This window comes from Desulfonatronum parangueonense, from assembly GCF_054656975.1.
On sequence record NZ_BAAHXH010000003.1, the window covers coordinates 4,780,277 to 4,802,446 of the forward strand.

Sequence of the window (22,170 nt, forward strand, 5' to 3'; positions counted from 1 at the left end):
TGTCGGTCATTCCTTCTTTGAAAGCCCTGCTCAATCGCTGATCAGGGCTTTCTTGTATCCACAGGATCAGCAATTAGAATGGTGTTCCCTTCCACGTTGAACCATTGTGCAGCGTTTCAAGTGTGGAAAAAATCCTTGCCACTTTGGTGATGTTGTCATGTGGGATACTACAAAATTCTTCAATATGTTGGTTGAATTCTTCAAGGAAACATAACAGATCATTTTTCTCTTTTACAGAAATTTGAAGAATACCATTCTTAACTTCATTCGAAAGATATTCCATTTTTGACAGTTCATTTTGAACGTTCACAGGCATATTTTTCAATTGCATCTTTATAAGAAAAATTGCTGTTTGGATTTTGGAAACTCCATCATAGAACATTGCAACTGGCTCGTGAAAATCGTCTGTAATCTTGAAATTGTTTTCCATTTCTCACTCTCCATTGTTTGCAGGATCAGCCGCCAAGCCGTTTAATGTGTCCTTCGAGTTCGTTGATCTTCTCTTGCATCGTTTCAACTGTATCCCACAGTTTATTGAATAGGTTGTTTTCGTTGATTGCCTCTTCAAACGGAATTTCATATTCGTTGCGGTGGCCGTAACCGTCGCAGCAATTGCAGGTGATACCAAACTTGATGCTGGTGCCCGTTCCTTCACAGTGAATGCAAGTTTCACGCGCCGTCACAAAGTATTCCGTTTGATAGTCTTCATCATCGCCTTGATCCTGGCTTTCTTCTTCCTGTGGTTGCTCTTCGAAGTTGCATTTCTTTTCAAGCAAGTCTTCGATACGTCCGAAAACTTGCCCCATCATTCCCATGATCCCATCATGAAATTCATTCGGTGTTGTTTCTTTTGCATGTTGAAGCAATTTCAGAAATGACTTCAAAGATTCAACGCATTGGCCTACTGTTTCACGTCCTTGGGGTTCGATCTTGCAAAGTGATGTCTGCAAGCTGAACAGACGACCGAACAAAAAACGATCATTTTTCATTTTCATCATGTAACTTTCTCCTTTAGCAGTTGCCAAGATTAAGTGTTTCTGTGTCAAATACGCTCTTGATCATCCATTGAATTTTCCGCACTTCAGGAAAGTTCAGTTTATGCGCTTCGATAATGTCCAATAATTTTTTGCTGATCCTCATTCCAGATTCAATACAAAGAAACTTCTTAGCGTTAAGGAATTTTGCAGCGTCTTCAATCGTTTCAACGGTCTTTACCTCTTCTTCAGAAACTTCTTTCAATTGCGCAAGAAAGAAATTTTCAAAATCGAAAACATCAGAAACTGCATCGTAAATTGATTTATCTTTTTGCATGTGCGGATCAAGAAAATCAGTCAGCATTGTTACGCAATCCTTAGTAAATACAAGCCCGTTGGTAATGTTCGGATCAACTCTTTCAAGAAGTTCTTTTTCTGTGAATTTCATTGCATTTTCTCGCTTTTTATAGATTATGCCTTGCGGCCACGGTTCCACTTTTTTTTCATGCGCTTCCTGGTGGGTTTTTCCAGATACCCGGCCATATCCACAGGGTAGGGTACCCGGTCCATTTCCTGTTCATACTCTTGTCGCAACTGTGACATTCTCTTTCGATCTTGCATGGTGATATCTCGTTCTTGCGTTCAGCCATTCGATCAAAACAGCTTTTCGGATCGCCGGATACTTGCCGATACGGAAAACATGCCGCGAAAGGTACGGGTCAGCATCTTTACCCGTGCAAAGGTTCCGCAAGTAGCCGCCCGAATACGGAAAGCCCGGTGCTTTCTTTTGGTCCCTTGCGTCTTTCAATAGAAAAGGATCGCGCCACGTTGCGGCCACCTCTTCCCATGATACGGATAAATTTTCACTCATCAGATTAACCTCCACGTTGTTTCGTTGTGTTGGTCTATATGATGAATGATCCAGGGGGTGGATGATCAAGCGGTGGGGAAAGTTTTTTGAAAACTTTTTGAAGTGATATTTCAGGCAGTTGGATATGGAAGATGAAACAAAAAAAGCCGTCCAGGGGGTGGACGGCTTTCATCTAGGGTGGATAAAAATCCAGGGTGGCGTTTATTTTAGCAGATCGGTGACGTTTCGCATGCAGCTTTTTAGAGTTGCGGTCTTATCGTGCAACTTGTAGCAGAATACTTTTTCAGCAATTTCTTTTCGAGTTTTCCCGGCTTGATTCATGCTCTTTGCAATCCTGGCCCGGTTTTCCTTACTCATGGCCCGCATCGTGGCAAGCGTTTTTTCGTTCTCTGGATCAAAATTTTCAAGGTCAATGCCTTCAATGTTAATAGTAACGGTAGCCGGTGCCGGATCATCCCCACCTGTGGTGACGGTGGCCACTGTTTCCACATGTGGTTCAATGCCGCGCAACTCTTCCGGGATATGGTGGCCGTGCTTTTCGGCCCATTGCAGGAATACCCATGGCTTGATCAATACTCTTGCATGGTTTTTCCATCCGCAAACTGTTTGCAGGGTTCCCGCAAGATGGCAGTCATGCGCTTCAAGAAATATCTTCTCGAATTTCACAAGGTAGGGCACTAAATCGCCCAGTGTTTTTAGTTGGTCAGGAAAAATTCTATCCATGTTATTCAAGTAATAAAGGTAATCGGCCATTGAATAAAAACATTCAGGATCAATTCCATTGATTAGGGCAATAGCGTGATGTAATACCCAAGCATCTTTTTTTGTCCACAGGGTGAAATCAGGTGCCCGGAATGTTCTTGATAATCTTTGAAAATGAAGATTTTCTTCAATGTTTTCATATTTTAATTTTTGATTCACTACCTCAAGTGATAATGCTTCCACCTTGGATTCCATTTTACAATCTCCCATCATTGCCCCCTGTGGTAATCCCGGCCCAGCCGCCCAGGGAAAGGCGGTTTTCGGTGATCAGCCTAGAGCCGGGAAATTCTATATTAGCCAGCTTGAGCCAGCTTCAAAATTTTGCTTGCAGCGTCATCAATGCCGGTGCCGGTGGTGGTAGGGTTGCAAAGGCATTGATCCAAGTTTTTTACAGCGGCTTGCATGTTGTTTTTTCCAAGGTGGGCATATCTCTCTGTAAGCTGGATGGTCGAATGCCCTAACAGTTCCTTGAGTACATAAATATCTGTTCCGTTCTGGACGTGCCAGCTTGCGTAGGTATGGCGCAAAGTGTGAAACGTGATCTTTTGCCGTGCATCAGTGATCCCGTCATTGAAGCCCAGCTTCTTGATCGTCCGGTTGTAGGTGTCGGAAACTTGCGTGATCTTTACGCCGCCACGCCCTGGAAACACAAGCGCCGATGGATCATAAGTTGCCGGTCGTCGCGCCTTCAGCATGGCCATAACTTGCCCGGTCATATATGCCGCCCTGGTGCTACCGTTCTTCGTGTCGCGCAAGGTCAGTATTCCTTGGGAAAAGTCCACGTCGCCCCATGTCAGGTTCCAAACTTCCCCGGCCCTCATGCCGGTATGTAGGCTGATCAGTGCATGGTCATGTGTCTCTGTGGATACTTCACGCAGGGCATCAAGTAGCTTGTCGGCTTCTTCCCTGGTCAAAAATCGTGTGCGTTTATTGTCAAACTTGGGCAGCTTAACGGCGAATTTCTTTTTTGGCTTGATTGGATTGGTGCCGGTAAAGAGGTCTTGAGAAATGGCGTAATTGAAAACTTGCCGCATAATGGCGAAAGTGTATTGGATTGATCGCGGTGCCCGTCCAGCTTTGGTCATGTTCGCCTTGATTTTTTCCAGGTGGAAGGGCGCAACTGAAATGCAAGGCAGGTTTCCGATAACTGGTTTTATCCACAGTCGGTAGATGCACTCTTCACGGATCAACGCATTCTCGCCCCTGTCAACTTGCGCTTGCGGATAGTATTTTTTCCAAACATCATTGAAGGTGATCTTGGCCCGCGCTTCACTTGCTTCCTGTTCTTCAGCGGCCCGCCGTTCCTGCTCGGCTATGCGTTGCGCTTCAGCCAGCGTTGCCGGTCCCTTGCCCAGCTTGGCGTTCTCGTTCAGTTCGTGAACTTTGGCAATCGCCTTTTGTAGCGTCATGCCCTCGAACAGCCAGCCCAAGCCCTCTTCGAAGCGCCGTCCGTTCAGTGTGCGTCGGTAGTTGTAGAAAACATCATATTCCCACTTCACGCCTTTTTTACGCTTGCGGGTAGGGTGGACGTAATACCTTAGACCTTGAATTTCTGTCGTGACCCATTTCTTCGCCATGATCATCCCCCGGTTTTTTCTGGCCACCAGTTGGCCACCAGTTGGCCACCAGTTGGCCACCAGTTTTAAGCTGAAACAGCGGGCTTTCCCGTGTCGGTATGTGATGATCTTAGACCATGAAAAGTGAATAATGTCAAGCGCTTTGTGTTGAAATATGTGCGTATGTGAAGGGTGTTACTATTTGACTACGAATCCGTAGGTCGCACGTTCGAATCGTGCCGGGCGCACCATAAAAATCAAGGGTTTACGAGTAAAATCGTAAACCCTTTTTCTTTTTATGAAGCAAAAGATTGCCAAAAGATTGCCAAAAATAATTTGCTGATTCAATAGGAAGGATCTACCTCACCCCCATCCACCGTGTATCCAAGCCGCGCATCCGTCTCGCCCAGACCGCCCACGCCAGTGCCGAGGCTGTTTCGGTCACTTGGTCCGGACCCGGCATGCCACCACACACTGCGACTACTCATACCAAACACGCTCGCCCCCCCGATCCCAATCGCCGCTACTCGTCCATCCCGTTCCAGGGCACACTGAACCCAGCCAGCCGTATGCAAGATCACACACAGGGCATCCTCGCGACTCGCAGGGTGGCCCGCGCCAGAATTACCAAGGCCGTCCGTCCCAGAAGGACAGGCGGCCTGATTTGCGAACAGATGAAGTGTACAGATGGTGGGGCAATGCGGCGAGGCTGGCTTGTTCCCGCAGTCGCTTCTGGCTATCGACTAAATCAAGGATTTCCACATGACATATCATCCAGCGAAATATCGACCGGCTCATCCAGGACGCCTCACCAAGAGAACAGTCAGTCTGCCTCTCTACCTCTGTCCGGTAGCAGCGGGCTTCCCGTCTCCTGCCGACGATTATCTGGATAAGCGGGGAGCATTACGCGTTTCTGTAAATCGGGATGCGCAGTATTACGCATTTTTTGATGAGCTTCACCCATTTAGATCGCCCCTTCAGGGCTGGATAAACTAACTCATTGATATACAAGGCGTTGCCCTGGGCTATATTTGCCCCTCCTTCGGAGGGTGCCCCGTAGGGCGGGGTGGTTTTAAATTCCCCTCCTTCGGAGGGGTGCCCGTAGGGCGGGGTGGTTTTAAATTCCCCTCCTTCGGAGGGGTGCCCGTAGGGCGGGGTGGTTTAGTTTGAAAAGTAAGGACATGTAGCGTTTTTGCACTTCTCTTCGGCACCACCCCGTCAGGCTTCGCCTGCCACCCCTCCAAAGGAGGGGAATTCTTAACCCCGTGCCCGAAGGGCGGGGGTGGTATTAAATTCTGTTTCGCCCTTTCAGGGCTTGATTTCAGCCCCAAAGGGGCGACATGTTATAGCCCAGGGCAACGCCCTGGGACAACGATGGGAAAGCGAAAGAACCCTGTAAGGGCGACATACCTCAGCGAACGTAGAATTGTGTCATAAACGCGTAATGCTCCCAGATAAGCGTCTGGACATCAACGAGCACTTGATCCGGAACCCGGCTGCGACGGTCCTGGTCCGGGCGTCCGGCGACTCGATGAAAGATGCCGGGATTCTGGATGGGGATATGCTGGTGGTGGACCGGTCGCTCCAGGCCGCTGACGGCAAAATCGTGATCGCTCTGATCCACGGCGAGTTCACGGTGAAGACTCTGAAAATGCAGGACGGGAGGACGTATCTGGTCCCGACCAATGCCGGCTACCCGGTGATTGAGGTGACTCTCGAGATGGAGTGCGAGGTCTGGGGTGTGGTGGTGAGTGTGATCAGGAAGATGGGGTGATGCCTACGGGGTGAACAAGGAGACTGATTTGCCCAAGCGCATTTACGTTCCAACACAATCATACCAGGACTGGCAGTGCCTTCTTGCCCAACCGGACCTTCACTGGAAGGCAGGGTATTCCGCTATGACTCTGGCCCGGTCATGGGAAGCGGCTGCCCCTCAGGGTTTTCCGCCCGAAGTGGTGGCCACCCTCGCCATGACCGCCAATCCCGTCCTGCAGGGCTTGTCCATGCTTATCGCCATCCCGGAATACCAAGTGGCATTACCTGGTGGGGAGAGGGCTTCGCAGACCGATCTGCTGGTTCTGGCGCGGGGCAGTGAGGGGCTTGTGGCCATTGCCGTGGAAGGGAAGGTGGATGAAAATTTCGGTCCGACAGTTGAGCAGAAACGCGCCGAGAACTCCAGGGGCGTTCACATCCGCCTGCAATTCCTAGCAGAATCGCTGGGTCTCACGGAACCAATCCCCGGCAATATCCGCTATCAGCTGCTTCACCGAACGGTCTCTGCCCTGCTCATCGCCGAACAGTTCTCGGCCAAGGCGGCAGTCATGCTGGTGCACTCGTTTAGCCCGACCAACAAATGGTTTGATGACTTTGCGGCTTTTGCCGCTCTTTTGGGTGTTCAGACCCGGATAGATACGCTGTCAGCCCTCGGTATCCGCCGCAACCTGCCGCTGTTTATCGGGTGGTGCAGTGGGGGTCAGAAGTTTCGGGGGCAACAATAGAAGGCTCAAATGGCATCTTTGATAAGTAATCCATTTTTTTCGCCCTGATGGACTGCAACAATTTTTACGCTTTCTACGAGCGGGCGTTCATCCCCAAGATGCGGGGCAGGCCCATCGTGGTCCTTTCCAACAACGATGGCTGTGTGTTACCCGGTCCAATGAGGCCAAAGCCTTGGGTATCAGTTTTTTGTGCTGACGGATCGCTCCGTCTGGACAGGCCGCAGTACAGCAATGCGGCCATCGTTTCACTGGCCGTGCCTTCAAGTCATAACGCGGGACCTTATTCGGGCGTCTCTGAAAGCCCTGAAGCAGATTTTCAAGACTGGCTACGAATACCGCAAGGCTGGGGTGATGGTTTTTGGGATCAAGAAGGAACATGGGCGCAGGCTGAGCCTGTTCGAACCGCCGCCTGAAGAACGTGCGAGATGCAAAGCCGTGATAGACGTAATAGACCGGGTTAACGCCAAGTGGGGGCTATGACTATGCGGGTAGCGGCGGAAGGTACGGGCAAGCGGTGGGTAATGAGGCAGGCGCACTTAACCCAAGTTTACTAATGCGTTGAAGATTATTCATTTTATTTTAGCGTGTTACGTTGGATTTGCGGCATCTCGTAGGCACTACTTTTGTTTCGTGACCACCTTCGTTTTTTTGATTGGCATCCCCGAAGCGCCCAAGACGTTGTAGATTTTCGCTTGTTCGACCGTTGGAGTTGTGCAGTGCCGAATACTCACAATTCCACCATCCTTGACGGGCATGCTGGTGGTCAGAAGACGATGGGTATCAAGGGTTTCCCTGATCCCTGTCCACGAACTGCACATGCCCGCCTTTTTGAGCCTGTACCCGATCCAATGCAAGAGGTGGTAGGCCAGCACGGTTATGAACATGTGACCCTCGATGCGGTCCTCTTTTCGGTGGAAGTTCGGACGCAGGCCAAGTTCGCTCTTCATGTGACGGAAGGCTCCCTCCAGAATCGTCAGCATGATGTAGACCTCCCATATCCGGGCCGGATCGAGGTCGGTGCGACTTGTACGCAGAAAGTAGCTGCCGTCGTAGGGTTTGCCCAGTTTTTTCGGATCATAGGTCCATACGAGATCCACGGCCAAGTCTTCATCTTGTGTGACGTTGATTTCAAAGGCTTTGGAGACTCGCGAATACTGTTTGCGAAGCTTACCGATCTTTTCCAGGACCTTGACGTATTTTTTGAGCTTGTTTTTCTGACTCAGGCCCTCGCGCAACGCCTTGAGTTCGGCTTCCATCTTGTCTTTAGCTTTTGTGACGATACCCTGTTCTTTTTGTTCTTTGGATTGACTTTGACAATGCAGGATCACCTCATCATCCTGAGTGAAGGATTTGACCGTGACGCCGTCTTTAACGGAGACGGCCTCTCCTTCAGGAATTTCTTTGTATTTCTTGCGAGATACGACAATATACGCAAAATTTTGTTCCTTGAGGAAAGCAAGGTTCTCTTCGGTGGCGATTCCGGCATCCATGACCACCGTAGGCTTGTAAAGCGGTAAAACCGGTCGTAGTCCTTGGGATTGTTGATGAAGATCCTTGATCATTTCCTGGAAAGTATGAGCTTCGACGACGTTACCGTCGAAGGTTTTGCTGGACTTGAGGAAACCAAGTTCATCCATGACCAGGCCGAGCGTCACCAGCGGCCTTTGATGCTGCTTTTGCTTGGATCGTCCTCGATGAGCCTTGGAGCATTGCTTGACCGCGCCTTCAAAATGCGTGTTCGTCAAGTCGTATAAGATGATGGTTTCCTTAAGACAGAACACTTTCTTGGCGCGATTGCGCAAAAAGGATTCAATGTGCTCTTTGTTTTCAAAGAGCAGATCCGAAACATTGTAGAGTTCATTTTGGCCGATTCTTGAAAAATCGGTATTCAGGATCAGGTCTAACGCGCTGTTTTCTTTTGCAAAGCGTTTGAGTTCGTTCTCGCTGCAGGGATGAACAAGTCGGCCTACGATGGACAAGGTCGCCAAGTCGGACTGCCTTCTCGTTAAATCAAGTTCTTTGAAGAGATCAAAAAAACCGAGCTGTTGCATGGCATGCACGCCGACATGTTCCGCCCCGACCGACTTCGCCGGTGAAGAGGAGAGTTCACTGACATCTACGGTCAAATAATCCGGGCCTCCCTTATCTTCTTGCGGAGCCTGCTGTTTCTCGGCGATTTTTTGTTGGATCAGGAGCCTGGCAAAGTGGCTCGCCAGTGGTTCAACCTCAGGATCGACTTGTAAAAAGTTTTGGGATCCGAGGTAAATCTCCTCGATCCGATTGGCCAGAGCTTTCCATTTCTCCTTGGGCAACGAGAGCGTTCCCAGCTTGAGAATTGTTCGCTGCCTTGGGCCATTGACCGTTCTGATGGACTCTACGAGAAAGTGAGCATGATAAACTTTCTTCGGGTTTTTGTTTTGTTTGACTTTTTCGCGGATAAACATCGGGCCATTGTAGCATACTCACGAGGCTTGGCAACCCCCAAGGCTATCCATATGGGCACTACAACGACCTTTCCTGGAAGCTCATGTTAATTATATTAAATGCTTACATTCGGAGTCTGCCTGAAAATGACCCGAAAAAATGGTTTTGGGCCCAGCAATTAGTAAACTTGGGTTAAGTCCGAGATACACGACGGACTGGAAGGAATTGCCGAGGATTACATAGTGGTCGCCTTCAGCCATTTATTCCGAACCAGCGCCTCATGTAAGTGGAGTATTCACTTATCGAGCCAATGACCACGTTCAGATTGAGGCCTACGCCAAAAAAGTTGGGTTTCAACTCGATGATCTCGTTTAAACTGGGAGCACGTCGGCGAGATCGTTCCATGTCGCAATCTGTATCTACCATTGACCGAAAAGGTTGAGCTTCATCTGTCCCGAGATGACTCAAATACTGTGATAATGCGCCCTTGATGTTCTCTTCGAAGGTAGGGATATGTTCGGTTTCAACCTGCTCAGCAACCTTTCCAGCATTGCCGTCAGGAATTTTGAGTTCAGCAGCGCGTTGGGAAATCTGTCGGGATATGGCCAGCACAGCTTGGGATGAAGCCAACATGCCAAGGTTCATGAGCACTTCAGAGGCGGAGACTTGTCGGGCTGTCATGTTGAATGGTCCCTCGAAGAACAAGTCCCTTCCAAGTTTTCCCGCAAGATAACCCCATCGAAATTCCGCCGAGAGATGTTTCGCGTTATCAAAACTCGGATCAAACTTCATATCCTTGGCTTCGCACTCAAAATAGTCTTTCGGGATCAAGTTTTGCAGATCGTTCATGACCTGTGCCCGGAGTTGTTTCAATATCCACCAATCCATAGAAGCCACACCTCGCTCACACCGCAGACCCGTACACACTGCCCCCATCACCAAAATATGCATCATAGACGTGCTGATACACGGCTGAACTTTTCTGGTTGAAAAGTTCCGGGGTATAGATCCTGGGGAGACCTGCATCCAGGACTTTTTCGATGGTCACACGGACCTCGGCGCGGGCTTGTTGGCGTTTGCGCCAGTCCAGGACCAGTTTCTCTCTTTTCAAGGCTGCAAGGAGTTCGCGGGCAGTGGCTTTGACCTTGATCTTGTCTTTTTCGTTGAGTTCCATATTCGGCTTGGTCAGCAGATCGAACAGGGTCAGCTCCTCCTCGGTCAGTTGCTCGCTGACAGCCCGCTGTTCTTCCTGGGTCAGATTTCCGGCGAATGTTTTCAGGCGGTGAAATAATTCCTCTGCGTTCAGGCTGCCGGCGTTGTAGGCTTCGATCATGTCCTGGAACTTTTCCAGATAGTCCATGCGCGTGGGGTTGAGCCGGATCATGGCCATCAGCTTGCGGGCCAGGGTGCCTTTGAGTTTTTCATTGATGGTCCGCTTGCGGCCGGTCTTGAACTTCTCGGCCAGGGCGTCGAAGTCAATCCCGCTCAGATCAATCCAGTGCTCTTCGCTGAAATCACCCGGGGTTTCGCGGATGATATACCCTTCCGCGGACACGGAGCGATCCAGCAGGCCCTCCACCTGATCCATAATTAGGGAAATATCCGCCGGCGGGGTCAGGTCACGAATTTTTTCGGCGATGACTTGAATTGGCATGACCTGGGCCGCGAATTCCTTCGCCTCAGGATCGGGCAGAACGGCCTTGTAGAGCCGCTGGACCACGTTGGCCAGATCGAGGTAGCCGCGTTTGATTTCCTCGGTCCCCACCAGGGCGTCCACGGCATCTTTCAGCAGGCCGACGCACTCGAACCCTTCAGCCGCTCGGATGTCGTCCAGGTGGACGCCATGAGTTCGGCACATGCTTGCGGTCTCTGCCAAGGCGTGACGCAGCGCGGCAACCAGGGCGGACTTGTCCTCCACCGGCTTTTTGTCTTCTGATTTGTCCGTCCCGGAACTCCCACCATAAATGGCCAGTGCTTTTTCCAGGTTGCGGAACACGCCGACGTAGTCCACGATCAGACCGCAGACCTTGCCGAAAAAGACTCGGTTGGCCCTGGCGATGGTCTGCATCAGGGTGTGGTTGCGCATGGGCTTGTCCAGATACAGCGTGGAGCAACTGGGCACGTCGAAACCGGTGATCCACATGGCGCAGACAAACACCAGCCTGAGCGGATCGTCGGCTTTCTTGAATCTGGTTTCCAAATCCTCATCCAGCATCCGCTTGCGGTGCGTTTTGATGTCCAGGCCCTTGGCGGCCATCTCCGCGATCTCGTTCTGGCCCTGGGAGACCACCACGGCCATGTCGGTTTCCCGCATCCAGTCAATGCGCTGTTCCAGGGCCGCCCGGTCTTCCCCGTCCTGTCCGGCCAACTGACCCCGCAATTCCTCGATCTTCGCGGCCCAGTGCTTTTGCACCTTGTCGTACATCCGAATCGTCGTGGCCTTGTCGATGCAGATCATCATGCCCTTGCCCCGGAAGCCCCTGGAGGAGAAATGATTCACCAGGTCCTTGGCAATGGCTTCCAGGCGGTCCTCTCGGGTGATCAGATGGTATTCCCTGGCGAAATCCCGCTCCAACTTTTTCTCCTGGGCCTCATCCAGTTCGGCCTCTTCCAGCAGGCGCTCCATGTCCGCGTTCAGGTTGCTGTTGGTAAGTTGCAGCTCCGGAATGCGGTTTTCGTAGTAGAGTGGTACGGTGGCTCCGTCCGCCACGGACTGCTGAAAATCGTACACGCTGATGTAGTCCCCGAAGACCTGCCGGGTTTTCTCTTCGCCCACGATCAAGGGCGTGCCGGTAAAAGCCAGAAACGAGGCATTGGGCAGGGCCGTGCGCATGTTCAGGGCCATGGTGTCGTACTGGCTGCGATGGGCCTCGTCGGTGATCACGATGATGTCTTCCCGCTCGGAAAGCACGGGATGCGTTTCGCCGCGTTCGGTGCGGAACTTGTTGATGATGGTGAAGACGAAGCGGTGATCCTCGCCCAGCAGTTGGCGCAAATGGCGGCTGCTCTCGGCCTGGGCCTGGCTTTCCGTGACCACGCCGGATGTGGCGAAATGCTTGTATATCTGCCCGTCCAACTCCAGGCGGTCCGTGACCACGACAAAGGTCCAGTTGCCCGGAATCTTGCGCAAGACCTTCTGGGTGAAGAACATCATGGACACGCTCTTGCCGCTGCCCTGTGTGTGCCAGAACACGCCGAGGCGGCCTTTGGCCTTCTCGGCGGTGTTCCCCTCACCCCCGGCCCCTCTCCCAGGAGGAGAGGGGAGATTTGAGGCAATCAAATTGAGTGCCTGAGAAGGTGAATCAAGAATGGAGGCATTTGGAATTCGGAATATTTTGTACCCAAGACCCCTGAGGTAAGCTTGCTTTTTCTTGTCCTTGGTTTGCTTTACAGGGACGTCATGAATGCTGCCGTCAACCTCGATGACCAATTTCGCGGCATGACAATAAAAATCCACGATATAATCACCAATCTGATGCTGACGCCGAAATTTATACCCGAAAAACTGTCTATTTCTCAAAAGTTCCCAAAGAATTTCTTCGGCTGGTGTCTGCAATTGCCTCAGTTCCCGAGCGCGATTCACAAGACCGCCAAAATCATACCCCCCTCGATAGTGCCCCTTGCCTTTCTCTTTCTGGCCCGGATTCCCCCCATCCTCATTCCCCCTCTCCCTCTGGGAGAGGTCCGGGGTGAAGGTTTCATGGTAGAGAGCCGGATATTCATCGATCTTATTCTCCCTCTCCCCCTGGGAGAGGGCCGGGGAGAGGGTCGCGAAAAGCGCAGCGATCGCGTTGTTCACGCCCAGATACTGATGGTTCTTGGCCGTCAGCTTGATCAGTCCGCCGGGGGCTTCCTGGAACAGGGTGAAGTTCTCCACCAGGTCCAGCAGCCTGTCCGGATCGCAAACCCCGCGCAGCATGGTTTCCAGGGAGACACGGGCCGGTTCGTCCTCGCTGTCCACCTTTTTCCATTCCGCGAAGTGTTCCCAGCCAGCAGTGATGCTGCCCACTCGGCTCTGACTGCCGTTGGAGAGGATGACCAGGGCATTGGGCCAGAACAGTTGGGGGATGGTGTCCTTGTAGTCGCGCAGGTTGCCGGTGAAAGCGGTTTCCAGGCGGCGATGCACGGCCTTGAGTTCGAACAACACCAGGGGCAGGCCGTTGACAAATCCGACCAGATCGGCGCGGCGGGTGTGCATTTCGCCGGTGATCCAGAATTGGGAGCAGACCAGGAAGTCGTTGTTGCCCGGCTCATCCCAGTCCATAACCTGGATCACTTCCACGCTCTCGCCGTCGCCCTCCGGATTAGGAACGCTGACCCGCACGCCGTTCTTGAGCAGCTCGTAGACCTCCCGGTTGGCCGCTGCCATGCTCAGGCGGGAGCGGTCCCGGCTCAGTTCGGCGATGGCCTCGTGAATGGCCTCGGGCGCGGCCTCGGGGTTGAGCAACAGCAGGGCCTCCCGCAACCGGGACTTGAGAAGCACTTCTGATTTGTTTTCCCGGCCCAGGCTGCTCAGACCACCATCGAATTCATGATAGGCGTTGAACGGGGTCCAGCCCAACTCATCCAGCAGGGCAATGGCCGGCTTCTCGACCAGGGTGTCTTCGGTGTAGTCCATGGGCGGATTCATGGAGCTGGTTCCTTTTTCGTTTTGAGCCGGTAAACGCCGGTCTTGGGCGCACCGGAAAACTCAATGATTTTGCGTTGACGCAATGCGGCAATATCCCGCTTGGCCGTGGCCGTGCTGACACCCCAGTGCTGGACGATACCTTCGGCCTTCACCGGAACGCCCTGCTTCAGTTGGTCGAGAAACCATTTTTGGCGTTCATTTACAGACTCATTTACAGGGTCGCCTACAGGCTCACTTACAGTGTCATCCGCGGTAACGGACCGTACAGGCTCACCAGTGGATAATTCCGGGCGCGATGGAAAAACAACCCTAACGCACACCCCGGGTTCCAGCCATTCCGGTTCAGGATAGCCGCCTTGGCGGCAGGCGCTGGTGATCCGTTGATAGCCGCTGCCCCATTCTTCCATCAAGCCCATTTCGTGCAGCACGCGACAGATGACCCGGTTTCTGATCCGGCTGACACCAGCCTTGAAGTTTTCCAGGGTCATGCCAAACGGAAACATGCCTGGGCTCTGGATCTCCAGGCGATCGGAAAAGATGGAAACGAAAAAGCGCATGCCCGAGCAGGCATAGTCGGCATGGGCCACGGCATTCACCAATACTTCGCGCAGGGCAACAGCGGAATACTCGGCAACATCCTCCCTCTGCATGCCATTGATCCGGGAAGCCAGTCGGGTATTGCGGGCAATGAACTTCGGCACATCCACCAAGGCATCCAACAGGCCGTTCATTTCCTGGCGGTCAATGAATTCGCTTTTGTCGCGCCCCCGGAAACGGGCGCAGGATATGCGGCATCGGGAAAACAGCGCTGCTGCGCTTCGAGCGTTCCGAAAAGAATCAAACCTCCGTTGGAAACAGTAAGTTTGCCGCCCTGTCGAACCAAAACGCCGAGGGATTCCAGGGCAGGCTCGTTCAGTGGGCGCACCCGGCCAGCAAACCATCGTTCCAGGGCGGCCTGATCAAGGTCGGATTCGTTTGCCTCAGCGCAAGGCAGTTGATCAAAGGATTTATTGCCCTGTAACCGCCGCAGGGCTGCCAGCGTGGCCCCATCAGCCTTTCGATTCGTGGAGCCCAGCCGGACATAGACACCATCCTCCGGTCCTTGGGCTTTGAGATGAAACGGCCCTGGCCAGTGAGCCACCCGGACCAGAAGCAATGTTCTGTCCGCCACGGTCACTGCTTCAATTTCCGGCATCATGCCAGGAGAGACGCTGTCGGCAATCAGGTTCGCCAAACGCTCTTCCGCCTCCAATACTGCTTCCACACCGACAATCGTTCCGTCATCAGCACGCCCGAGAATCAACGTCCCGCCGGCAGTATTGGCAAAGGCAATCACGGTCTTGAGGATGTTCTTCGGCGCGGACAGATCCCGCTTGAACTCCAACGTCTTGCCCTCCGATTGCTTCAGCAGCTCCTCAACCCTCATGCCTCAACCTCCTCGGGCACGGCAATTTCCAGGTCAGAGACGTCAATCTCGCCGGAGATGAGTTTGGGAAGGAGCAGGTCGCGGGTGCGTCGGAGGGTGGAGTTTTTCTGGCTCAAGGTATGAATGAGTTTGAACTGTGGACTGGTATGGGCTTGAAATAATGATAAAACGTCACTTGATGGCTGGGCCAAATGAAAACCGTCAAAACATTTTTCACTAACTCTTTGACGTCCTGATGCACCTGTCATGCTCTTGATAGCGTTGTCTCGAAAATCATCACTTCTAGCCATGAGATAAACGTACTCTGGGGTAACTGTTTTTGATCTCAGCACGATAAACTCGGTCGATCCGCAAGCAACTGTCATCTCATTTTGTAAAATCTGAACAAAGCCTGTTTTTCCATTTTCAAGACATGGCGTGATACGAGCAAATAGTGTGTCGCCATTCTGAAACCGAGCACCACTAGCTTTATTGCGATATTCGAAGCCGTTAATCAGCATTGAGTTCTCAGAAAGGTTCCCCATGGAAACAAATACAAAACGTTCATGCTTTGGTATAGGAATAGAAGGGCGGATGTTCACAGCATCGGGCATTTTTACAACCATCCATCCCTCCGGAATCCTCCCCAGCGGCGAATCCACGAACTTCACCTTTTGATGGCCGGGAAAGCGGAATTTGACGAACCACTCGCGGTACAGGTTCTGAGAAATTTCCTCCAGAATCTTGATCCGGCGCTGGTTGTTTTCGATCAAGTTGTCGTAGGCGGAGAGGATGGAGGCGATTTTGCGTTGGGTTGGAAGAGGGGGGAGCGGCATTACCATTCGTTTGAGGTGTGTTGGGCCAAAATTTGGTTGTGCCGAACCAATTACAAATGACTCCATTTGGTTGCGAAAGGCATCTGAGCGCAAAAAAGCGTATAGAAAATCACTGTTCAATCGTTTGTTGTCAGATGATCGGAGCCGAATTACACTCGTATTCATCATTAACGGTAAGTCTTTTTCCGAAATACGACCTACCTTGCCATATGTGTTTCCAGAGCTGGCAATAACGATGTCTTCGGCATCGACAGCAAAGTGCTGATAGGTCCTTTGGAATTCTTCGATGGAGATGTATCGGCTCGTATTCTTGGTGTCGATTCGACCGTCACCAAGTATGTTGGTGACGTTGATTACCTTCATTCCATATTCAGTCCACTGCCACTTTCTGAGTCCTGGCCCCTCTTGAAAGAAGACAACATCTGGCAATGCTGCGACATTCCAATCGTCTGGAATAGAAAAATAACTATTCATATTTTTGTTCGATGCGCTCATCTGTCAAGAATCTCCGCCACGTTTTTGGCAATCCGCTCCTCCAACTCCCTGGCCTCGACGTTCAAGGCCTCCAATTCCTCGTTCAGTTCCTCCAGCCGTTCCTTGAAGTCGAAGTCTTCCTTGGCTTTGGCGGCTACTCCGACATAGCGGCCTGGGTTCAGGCTCCAGCCCTGGGCCTCAATCTCGGAGATGGTGGCTACTTTGCACAGGCCGGGGACGTCGACATATTGGCCATCCGGGAACGATTCGGCTATCAGTTCAGCGCTGTCGTGGAGGTTTTCTGGATGTTCGCCGCGGTAGAGTCTGGCAATGTTGGCCAGGAATTCGATTTGGGCCGGGGTCCAGTCTCGGTGGGCGCGATCGATTTGGCGGTAGATGTGGCGGGCGTCGATGAAGAGAACCTGGTCGGCGCGGGGAGTCGAGCGTTTGCCTCTGTCGAAGAACCAGAGGGTGCAGGGCAGGGTGACGGTGTAGAAGAAGTTGGAGCCCACGGCCACCATCACGTCCACGGCCTGGGCCTGGATGATCTGCTTGCGGATATCCAGTTCCGAACCGCGAGCGTCCGAGGCGGAATTGGCCATGACGAATCCGGCCCGTCCGGTCTCGTTCAGGGCGCTGTAGAAAATCTGAATCCAGAGATAGTTGGCGTTGTCCGTCCGAGGCAGGCCAAAGGGGAAGCGGGGATCGTCCTTGAGCCGGTCCTTGTCCACACGGTCCACGTTGAACGGTGGATTGGCCATCACGAAGTCGAATTTACCGGTGGAGCTGTGCAGGTCTTCGTAATAGGCGTTGCCCTGCCGGATGTCTCCCGACAGCCCATGCACGGCCAGGTTCATCTTGCCCAGTCGCACGGTCTCGGCCACCTTTTCCTGTCCGAACACGCTGAGTTCAGCGCTGGGATTTTTCTTATGCTCTTCCACGAAGCGGGCGCTTTGCACGAACATGCCGCCGGAGCCGCAGGCCGGGTCAAAGATGCGACCGTGATACGGCTCAATGATTCCGACGATGAGTTGGACAATGGCCGTGGGCGTAAAGAACTCCCCGCCTTTCTGACCCTCGGCCCTGGCGAAATTGCCCAGGAAGTACTCATAGATTTTGCCGAAGGCGTCTCCCTCGATGTCCATGGGCACGGAATTCATGGTCTTGAGCAGTTCCTTGAGCAAGGAATTCTCAAATCGATTGTAGGTCTTGGGCAGGACGTCCTTGAGGTCCGGATTTTCCGCCTCAATGGCCCGCATGGCGTCATTGATGGCCGCACCGATATTCTGTCCCTCGGGTAGCTGGATCAACGTCGAGAAGCGGGCCTGTTCCGGCAGGTACAGCACACCCATGGCCTGGTAATCCTGCGACCCAATCTTACGCCGCCCACCACCCTGACCCTCAAGCTGCTTGGCAGCCACCTGGAATTTGTGATCCGCATACCGCAAAAAAACCAGCCCCAGCACCGGGACCGAATACTCCGAAGACTTCAACTTGGAATTCGCCCGCAGTTCATCCGCCGCACCCCAGAGCCGCGTTTCAATATTGCTTCCGTTCCGATTCATGTTCCTGCCTTATTGCATTAAGTGATCAATGGTCCGCCCCAATCCGCAGAGCCTCCATAGACTCCAGTACTCCAGTTGCAAGTTCGCTCAAACGATGCACGTCGGGAGCTCTTTGCAGTACAGTGAATAAATCAAGGCATAACCGCCCTTGCCAAATTTCGCTCCAGTTGCGGCCATCGAGCAGGATTTACTTACCGCCCTAAAATGGCATACACTTATTTGCTCCTAAAAAAAGCAAGGAATTCGTTATCATAAGTCAGCATCCCACTGAAAAACAGGAGTTTTGGACTATGTTAAGTCGCTCGGAGCGTTTAACTTATGGGGGTGCAAATGTTCATCGATGTTTCGATTTCACATTTCGTGCCCCTCCCAATATGCTAGGGAAATTGCCGTCCAGCCGAGTAAATTAGTTTTTTTGTTTTTCTTGCGAACCACCACCATCGAAACTTCACGTCCATCCTCGAACAGCTTCGCTAGATGCGGGGGGACAAAGACATCTTTCACAAACGCGAACCCCCCTGGATGTAATGATATTTCGCCGCTGACGAGGGATATCCATTCCGATTCCTGGAAGCCAGTGATTTCCGCTCGATATGGTCTTAGACGATCATCCGAATGCGTGCACCAAATACTTACAGGAGTGCCAGGTTGCCATGCCGACACAGCATCGAAGTCCTGGAAGGGGAGTAGACAGAATTTTGTATCTGTTACATAAATAGAAGCAAGGCTTTTCTCGTGATTCATGTGGTCAACCACACCATAGAAACTATCCAAACAATCAAAAAACTCGCCCTCGGTCCTAGGTTTTATCTCGATAATCGTGGACCGTTGCTCTTCTTCAAAAATTCCTACCGTAACTGGCTCGCCAATACTAAAAATCTTGGCATTTGTCAGACCTTTCGAGGGACTTGCCATCTCGACAGAGAGTGCTTCTTTTCGTAATGCTACCTTTGCCATCAGCTTTCCGGTCTTTGAATTAAACGTCCCTAAGAAATTTGCAGGGACTCTTGGGCAATCGCTATAGACGATGCTGTCCGCTATATAGGCGTAGCTCTCCAGTTCACCTGCTGCATCATCAATAGCGGGTGCCGACGAATACCAGTCTGCTTCCGTCAGGTTCCTCAGTGAATCGGGTATACCCCAGCCATTTTCCTGCCGGATTGACACTGCCCGGGTCGTCGACCATCTGGCAAGGTCAAAGCGATTCACTGCGACTGAGAACCGCGCGAGATCCTCAAAGACCTTCACTCCAAACTTGGCATCATTACAAGTCAGACATGCCCTAGCGCACAACGCAAGCGCCAACAAAGGGTTCTCCTGTTCTTCGATCTTCGAAAGGGCATGCCAGGACCAGAAGTTAGTTCGCTTTTCTCTTACGAACGGATGCAGCAGAGTTCTCGCGTCGTCTGTTCGTCCTAATTCTCTCAGCAAGAGCGCCTTGTTGTAGTGCAGCCAGGACAGTCCCTGCACTTCGCCCTCCGAAATTGCCTTATCCAATAGCTCAATGGCAAAGCTCTTTAGTGAATCATCCTTCCCGCCACGCACGGATTTTGCCGTCACCCTAGCCGCCTTCTCAATGAGTGGCTCGTAGAGTGCGTCGCCTTTTTTTCCTTCCTGGGCTTGTAAATCCTCAGGACGGAAACAGCCTAACCCTGCCCACGACATGAAAGCAGGAAAAAAGTCGAGTTTATCTCGTATACGAAGTGATTGGTTAAGCAACAGACTGAACAGTAAATCTGGACGTGGAAGGTCCAATCGCGCATATTCGCGTAGTAATGCCCTAACTTCACCGGAAGCAGAACCAGCTTTACTTTGATTCTCTCTATTGGCAATCAGCTTTATTTTGTCGTAAAGTACCCAACCGAAAATATTCTTCAGGTACTTATCATTAGGATGCTCTCGTAACAGATCCTGTCCTCTTTTGTAAGCCTCGTCGATGCGCCCACCCTTTCGAAGACTGGAGATTTCCTGGTTCGGGTATATCATCAGAACCCCAGGCTATTTCGAACGACATCTACCGCAGCAATATTCGTATATGCGACAGGAAGCAACCTAGTAAAAAAGCCATCGCCGTCGTAGTGCACCTGCAACTTGACGTCACCGCTTGCTGTTTTAATGTAATATACTTCCTGATATGCGGCATGGTCTATTGATTTGATGGAAATGCCGCAAGACTCAAATCGCTTATGCAGTATTGCGTACAATTCATATTGAAGATCATTTTCAAACCTGTGTCCATCAGTGAGTTTCTCGATTACTTCGGTCGCAAACTCCGTTGGGATCGAATCGACCGTTTCAATTCGGGTTACATGGAAGCGCTTGTTAAAAAACAGCCGTAGCCTGCACAGCTGACCTTTAGGTCCACGGATTCTGTACAATTCTTGATAGTTATGATGTTCTATCGAATCGACCTGACTTGCCACTTTCTTGATTGCTTTGTCGATAAAGAAATATAGTGCTCGAAGTTCTACCTTCTCGATGGGAAATTTCAGCTCCTCGGTACCGAATAGGCCTTTGCTTGGGTCAAACGGGATAAGGTTGGTCGGTCTTACTGAGTCAAGCCTAGCGCGACTCGCATCCCAAGAAGCTTTTGATAGGGGCGTAATACTCGGCACGTTCGACAAGTAGAGCGTCCGAAGTGGAATCGTTATGAGTGTATAAAGCCACCGAAAATACGCGTCATTCGTCTGGCCCTGCCCGGTATTTAGACTGGCAATAACCGTATCGAATTTACGCCCTTGAGCACGATGTAGCGTTAGCGCATAACCAAATCTCATTCGCGCGGCATTGAGGAACGGATCATTGCTCATAAACTTAGCACGCTGATTGTGGGGAATTTTCGTTATCTCTTCGTTTTTGTTTTCTAAGTCTATTTGTTTGTCGCCATTTGAGACTGACTCCTTAACATGCATCTGCCGATACCTGGTTTCTGCAAACACCCGAAGGGCAAGCAGCGATTCACCATCAATCTCTGGTTTTTCGCTGTACAGGTAGTTCTTGAGGCTAAGGAACTCTACGACATCGGAGCGACCATCAACGCGGGCCTCAACTCGCAATAGCGGCACAACGACAGAGTCCTTTCGCCCCCTGAGCGATTGCACAATCGGGGCTACGGTTTCTACAGAGACAACTTCAGCGAAAGAATCGTTTGGTATAAAGATCTTTTGTGAGAAATCGTCCTTCGACGTCGCATAAAAGCCATTGTGAACGTGAATGAGATCACCCGTAGTCAGCGAACCCTGACGACTGAACACATGCTTTCGTATCCATTCATTTAAACGATTGACTTCGCTATGCGAGAACGCAATGAATTTACTATCTAACGGCAGTTCCGAGATCAGCCTCCGAACCACCTCACCCCGTTGCCCAGGGTCACGTGGCATTTCGACGCAGCTCGATTCATCAAGGCTCAATTCAAGCCGATTGAATATACCTCGGCGCATCACCCCCGCGAGCTCGACGCAATTTTTGATGAATGGATCATCTGCCGTTTCTGGCAGCAAACGGTCAATGTCAATTCGGGCAACTTCAACCTCGACAAGCGCTTTGATGCGCTCTGTGCATAGTGCCGTTTCCTCCAGCTTCCCCCTGGCCATTTGAAAAGGATCGCCAACAAAGATGATCTTTCGCTTCGTTTCTGCGAGATTTGTAAAGCTGAGAAGATCAGTCAGTAGCTGCCCAGTTCCGAATCGGATTACGTCTGTCTCAAATTTTGAATCCGAGACTAGGTGACAGTCCCCGATAACATACAACTGCCCTTCAGAGTCATGGTTCTCAGCGAGATCGTTGACCAACTGATCTTTCTCGGCTCGAAGGTGCCCCGAGTAAATATGTGAATACAAGCTCTCGGCCTTGACGGGGTACTTATCCGCCATTCTTCGATTTGGCGCGAGTACCAAGCAATTCATGCCAATTGAAGCAGCCCGAAAGACAATGTCCTTGATCAGTTTATCGGTACCCGTTCCGACCATCCCGGATACGAGCAAGGCTTGGGCTTCTGACCTAATGAATTCGTCAATTCGTAGTCCCACCGGCTGAAGGCATTCGGCAAGCTCCAAGCCGTTCAGACTCGTCCCTTCATTGGAGCCTGTAGTGGGGGCAAGTATTTCGGGTTTTTCTCCAGCCGGGACGTACGACGGGATAGCAAGTCGTTCTACGATGGTAAGCGTCAAAAC

Annotated in this window: 20 protein-coding genes and 1 pseudogene; 6 read left to right on the forward strand and 15 right to left on the reverse strand. The window is 51.5% G+C overall.

Features of this window, described 5'->3' with window-relative positions; translation table 11 throughout:
• Window positions 1-73: 73 nt before the first annotated feature.
• From ACYQ15_RS21440 to ACYQ15_RS21465, 6 genes are all read right to left on the reverse strand, one after another.
• Window positions 74-430 (reverse strand): hypothetical protein, encoded by a 357-nt coding sequence (locus ACYQ15_RS21440; RefSeq protein WP_459939501.1) that lies wholly within the window; start codon window positions 428-430, stop codon window positions 74-76.
• 25 nt (window positions 431-455) lie between these two features.
• Window positions 456-998, reverse strand: coding sequence for a hypothetical protein (locus tag ACYQ15_RS21445; protein ID WP_459939502.1), 543 nt, complete (start codon window positions 996-998; stop codon window positions 456-458).
• Between the two features lie 13 nt (window positions 999-1,011).
• A complete protein-coding gene (locus tag ACYQ15_RS21450) occupies window positions 1,012-1,422 on the reverse strand; it encodes a hypothetical protein (protein ID WP_459939503.1) in 411 nt (136 codons plus the stop codon).
• Between the two features lie 23 nt (window positions 1,423-1,445).
• Window positions 1,446-1,595: a hypothetical protein gene (locus tag ACYQ15_RS21455; protein ID WP_459939504.1), complete on the reverse strand. Its 150-nt coding sequence runs from the start codon at window positions 1,593-1,595 to the stop codon at window positions 1,446-1,448.
• Window positions 1,596-2,046: 451 nt separating this feature from the next.
• Window positions 2,047-2,802 carry a hypothetical protein gene (locus ACYQ15_RS21460; protein ID WP_459939505.1) on the reverse strand — a complete coding sequence of 252 codons (756 nt, stop codon included), beginning with the start codon at window positions 2,800-2,802 and terminating at the stop codon, window positions 2,047-2,049.
• Between the two features lie 98 nt (window positions 2,803-2,900).
• A complete protein-coding gene (locus tag ACYQ15_RS21465; protein ID WP_459939506.1) occupies window positions 2,901-4,211 on the reverse strand; it encodes a tyrosine-type recombinase/integrase in 1,311 nt (436 codons plus the stop codon).
• Between the two features lie 1,396 nt (window positions 4,212-5,607).
• Here ACYQ15_RS21465 and ACYQ15_RS21470 point away from each other — a divergent pair.
• The 5 genes and pseudogenes from ACYQ15_RS21470 (at window position 5,608) to ACYQ15_RS21490 (ending at window position 7,215) form a co-directional block, all read left to right on the forward strand.
• Window positions 5,608-5,937 (forward strand): LexA family protein, encoded by a 330-nt coding sequence (locus tag ACYQ15_RS21470; protein WP_459939507.1) that lies wholly within the window; start codon window positions 5,608-5,610, stop codon window positions 5,935-5,937.
• Between the two features lie 28 nt (window positions 5,938-5,965).
• Entirely contained in the window at window positions 5,966-6,661 is a 696-nt protein-coding gene (locus tag ACYQ15_RS21475) for a DUF6946 family protein (protein WP_459939508.1), read from the forward strand.
• 47 nt (window positions 6,662-6,708) lie between these two features.
• Window positions 6,709-6,842: pseudogene (locus ACYQ15_RS21480) on the forward strand (Y-family DNA polymerase); the annotation flags it as partial.
• 50 nt (window positions 6,843-6,892) lie between these two features.
• Complete coding sequence (locus ACYQ15_RS21485) at window positions 6,893-7,141, forward strand: DinB/UmuC family translesion DNA polymerase (RefSeq protein ID WP_459939509.1); 249 nt, start codon at window positions 6,893-6,895, stop codon at window positions 7,139-7,141.
• Window positions 7,138-7,215, forward strand: a complete 78-nt coding sequence (locus ACYQ15_RS21490) for a DUF4113 domain-containing protein (protein ID WP_459939632.1) — start codon at window positions 7,138-7,140, stop codon at window positions 7,213-7,215. The genes ACYQ15_RS21485 and ACYQ15_RS21490 overlap by 4 nt, the downstream gene beginning before the upstream one ends.
• Before the next feature lie 63 nt (window positions 7,216-7,278).
• On the opposite strand, the gene ACYQ15_RS21495 is transcribed toward ACYQ15_RS21490, so the two are convergent.
• Entirely contained in the window at window positions 7,279-9,105 is a 1,827-nt protein-coding gene (locus tag ACYQ15_RS21495; protein ID WP_459935669.1) for an IS1634 family transposase, read from the reverse strand.
• A gap of 139 nt (window positions 9,106-9,244) precedes the next feature.
• On the opposite strand from ACYQ15_RS21495, the gene ACYQ15_RS21500 reads away from it, so the two are divergent.
• The gene (locus tag ACYQ15_RS21500) at window positions 9,245-9,328 is read left to right on the forward strand and encodes a DUF4113 domain-containing protein (protein WP_459939633.1); all 84 of its coding nucleotides are present in this window, start codon (window positions 9,245-9,247) and stop codon (window positions 9,326-9,328) included.
• Window positions 9,329-9,337: 9 nt separating this feature from the next.
• Here the strand turns inward: ACYQ15_RS21500 and ACYQ15_RS21505 are convergent, their stop codons facing one another.
• From ACYQ15_RS21505 to ACYQ15_RS21540, 8 genes are all read right to left on the reverse strand, one after another.
• On the reverse strand, window positions 9,338-9,934 hold the full coding sequence (locus tag ACYQ15_RS21505) for a hypothetical protein (protein WP_459939510.1): 597 nt from the start codon (window positions 9,932-9,934) through the stop codon (window positions 9,338-9,340).
• A gap of 55 nt (window positions 9,935-9,989) precedes the next feature.
• A complete protein-coding gene (locus ACYQ15_RS21510; RefSeq protein ID WP_459939511.1) occupies window positions 9,990-13,715 on the reverse strand; it encodes an HsdR family type I site-specific deoxyribonuclease in 3,726 nt (1,241 codons plus the stop codon).
• A complete protein-coding gene (locus ACYQ15_RS21515) occupies window positions 13,712-14,446 on the reverse strand; it encodes an ATP-binding protein (protein ID WP_459939512.1) in 735 nt (244 codons plus the stop codon). The genes ACYQ15_RS21510 and ACYQ15_RS21515 overlap by 4 nt, the downstream gene beginning before the upstream one ends.
• On the reverse strand, window positions 14,443-15,141 hold the full coding sequence (locus tag ACYQ15_RS21520) for an AlbA family DNA-binding domain-containing protein (protein WP_459939513.1): 699 nt from the start codon (window positions 15,139-15,141) through the stop codon (window positions 14,443-14,445). The genes ACYQ15_RS21515 and ACYQ15_RS21520 overlap by 4 nt, the downstream gene beginning before the upstream one ends.
• The gene (locus ACYQ15_RS21525) at window positions 15,138-16,451 is read right to left on the reverse strand and encodes a restriction endonuclease subunit S (protein ID WP_459939514.1); all 1,314 of its coding nucleotides are present in this window, start codon (window positions 16,449-16,451) and stop codon (window positions 15,138-15,140) included. The genes ACYQ15_RS21520 and ACYQ15_RS21525 overlap by 4 nt, the downstream gene beginning before the upstream one ends.
• Window positions 16,448-17,995: a type I restriction-modification system subunit M gene (locus ACYQ15_RS21530; protein ID WP_459939515.1), complete on the reverse strand. Its 1,548-nt coding sequence runs from the start codon at window positions 17,993-17,995 to the stop codon at window positions 16,448-16,450. Before ACYQ15_RS21530 ends, ACYQ15_RS21525 begins: the two co-directional genes overlap by 4 nt.
• 351 nt (window positions 17,996-18,346) lie before the next feature.
• Complete coding sequence (locus ACYQ15_RS21535; protein ID WP_459939516.1) at window positions 18,347-19,981, reverse strand: DUF7017 domain-containing protein; 1,635 nt, start codon at window positions 19,979-19,981, stop codon at window positions 18,347-18,349.
• On the reverse strand, window positions 19,981-22,167 hold the full coding sequence (locus ACYQ15_RS21540) for an ATP-binding domain-containing protein (protein WP_459939517.1): 2,187 nt from the start codon (window positions 22,165-22,167) through the stop codon (window positions 19,981-19,983). The genes ACYQ15_RS21535 and ACYQ15_RS21540 overlap by 1 nt, the downstream gene beginning before the upstream one ends.
• Window positions 22,168-22,170: the final 3 nt, after the last annotated feature.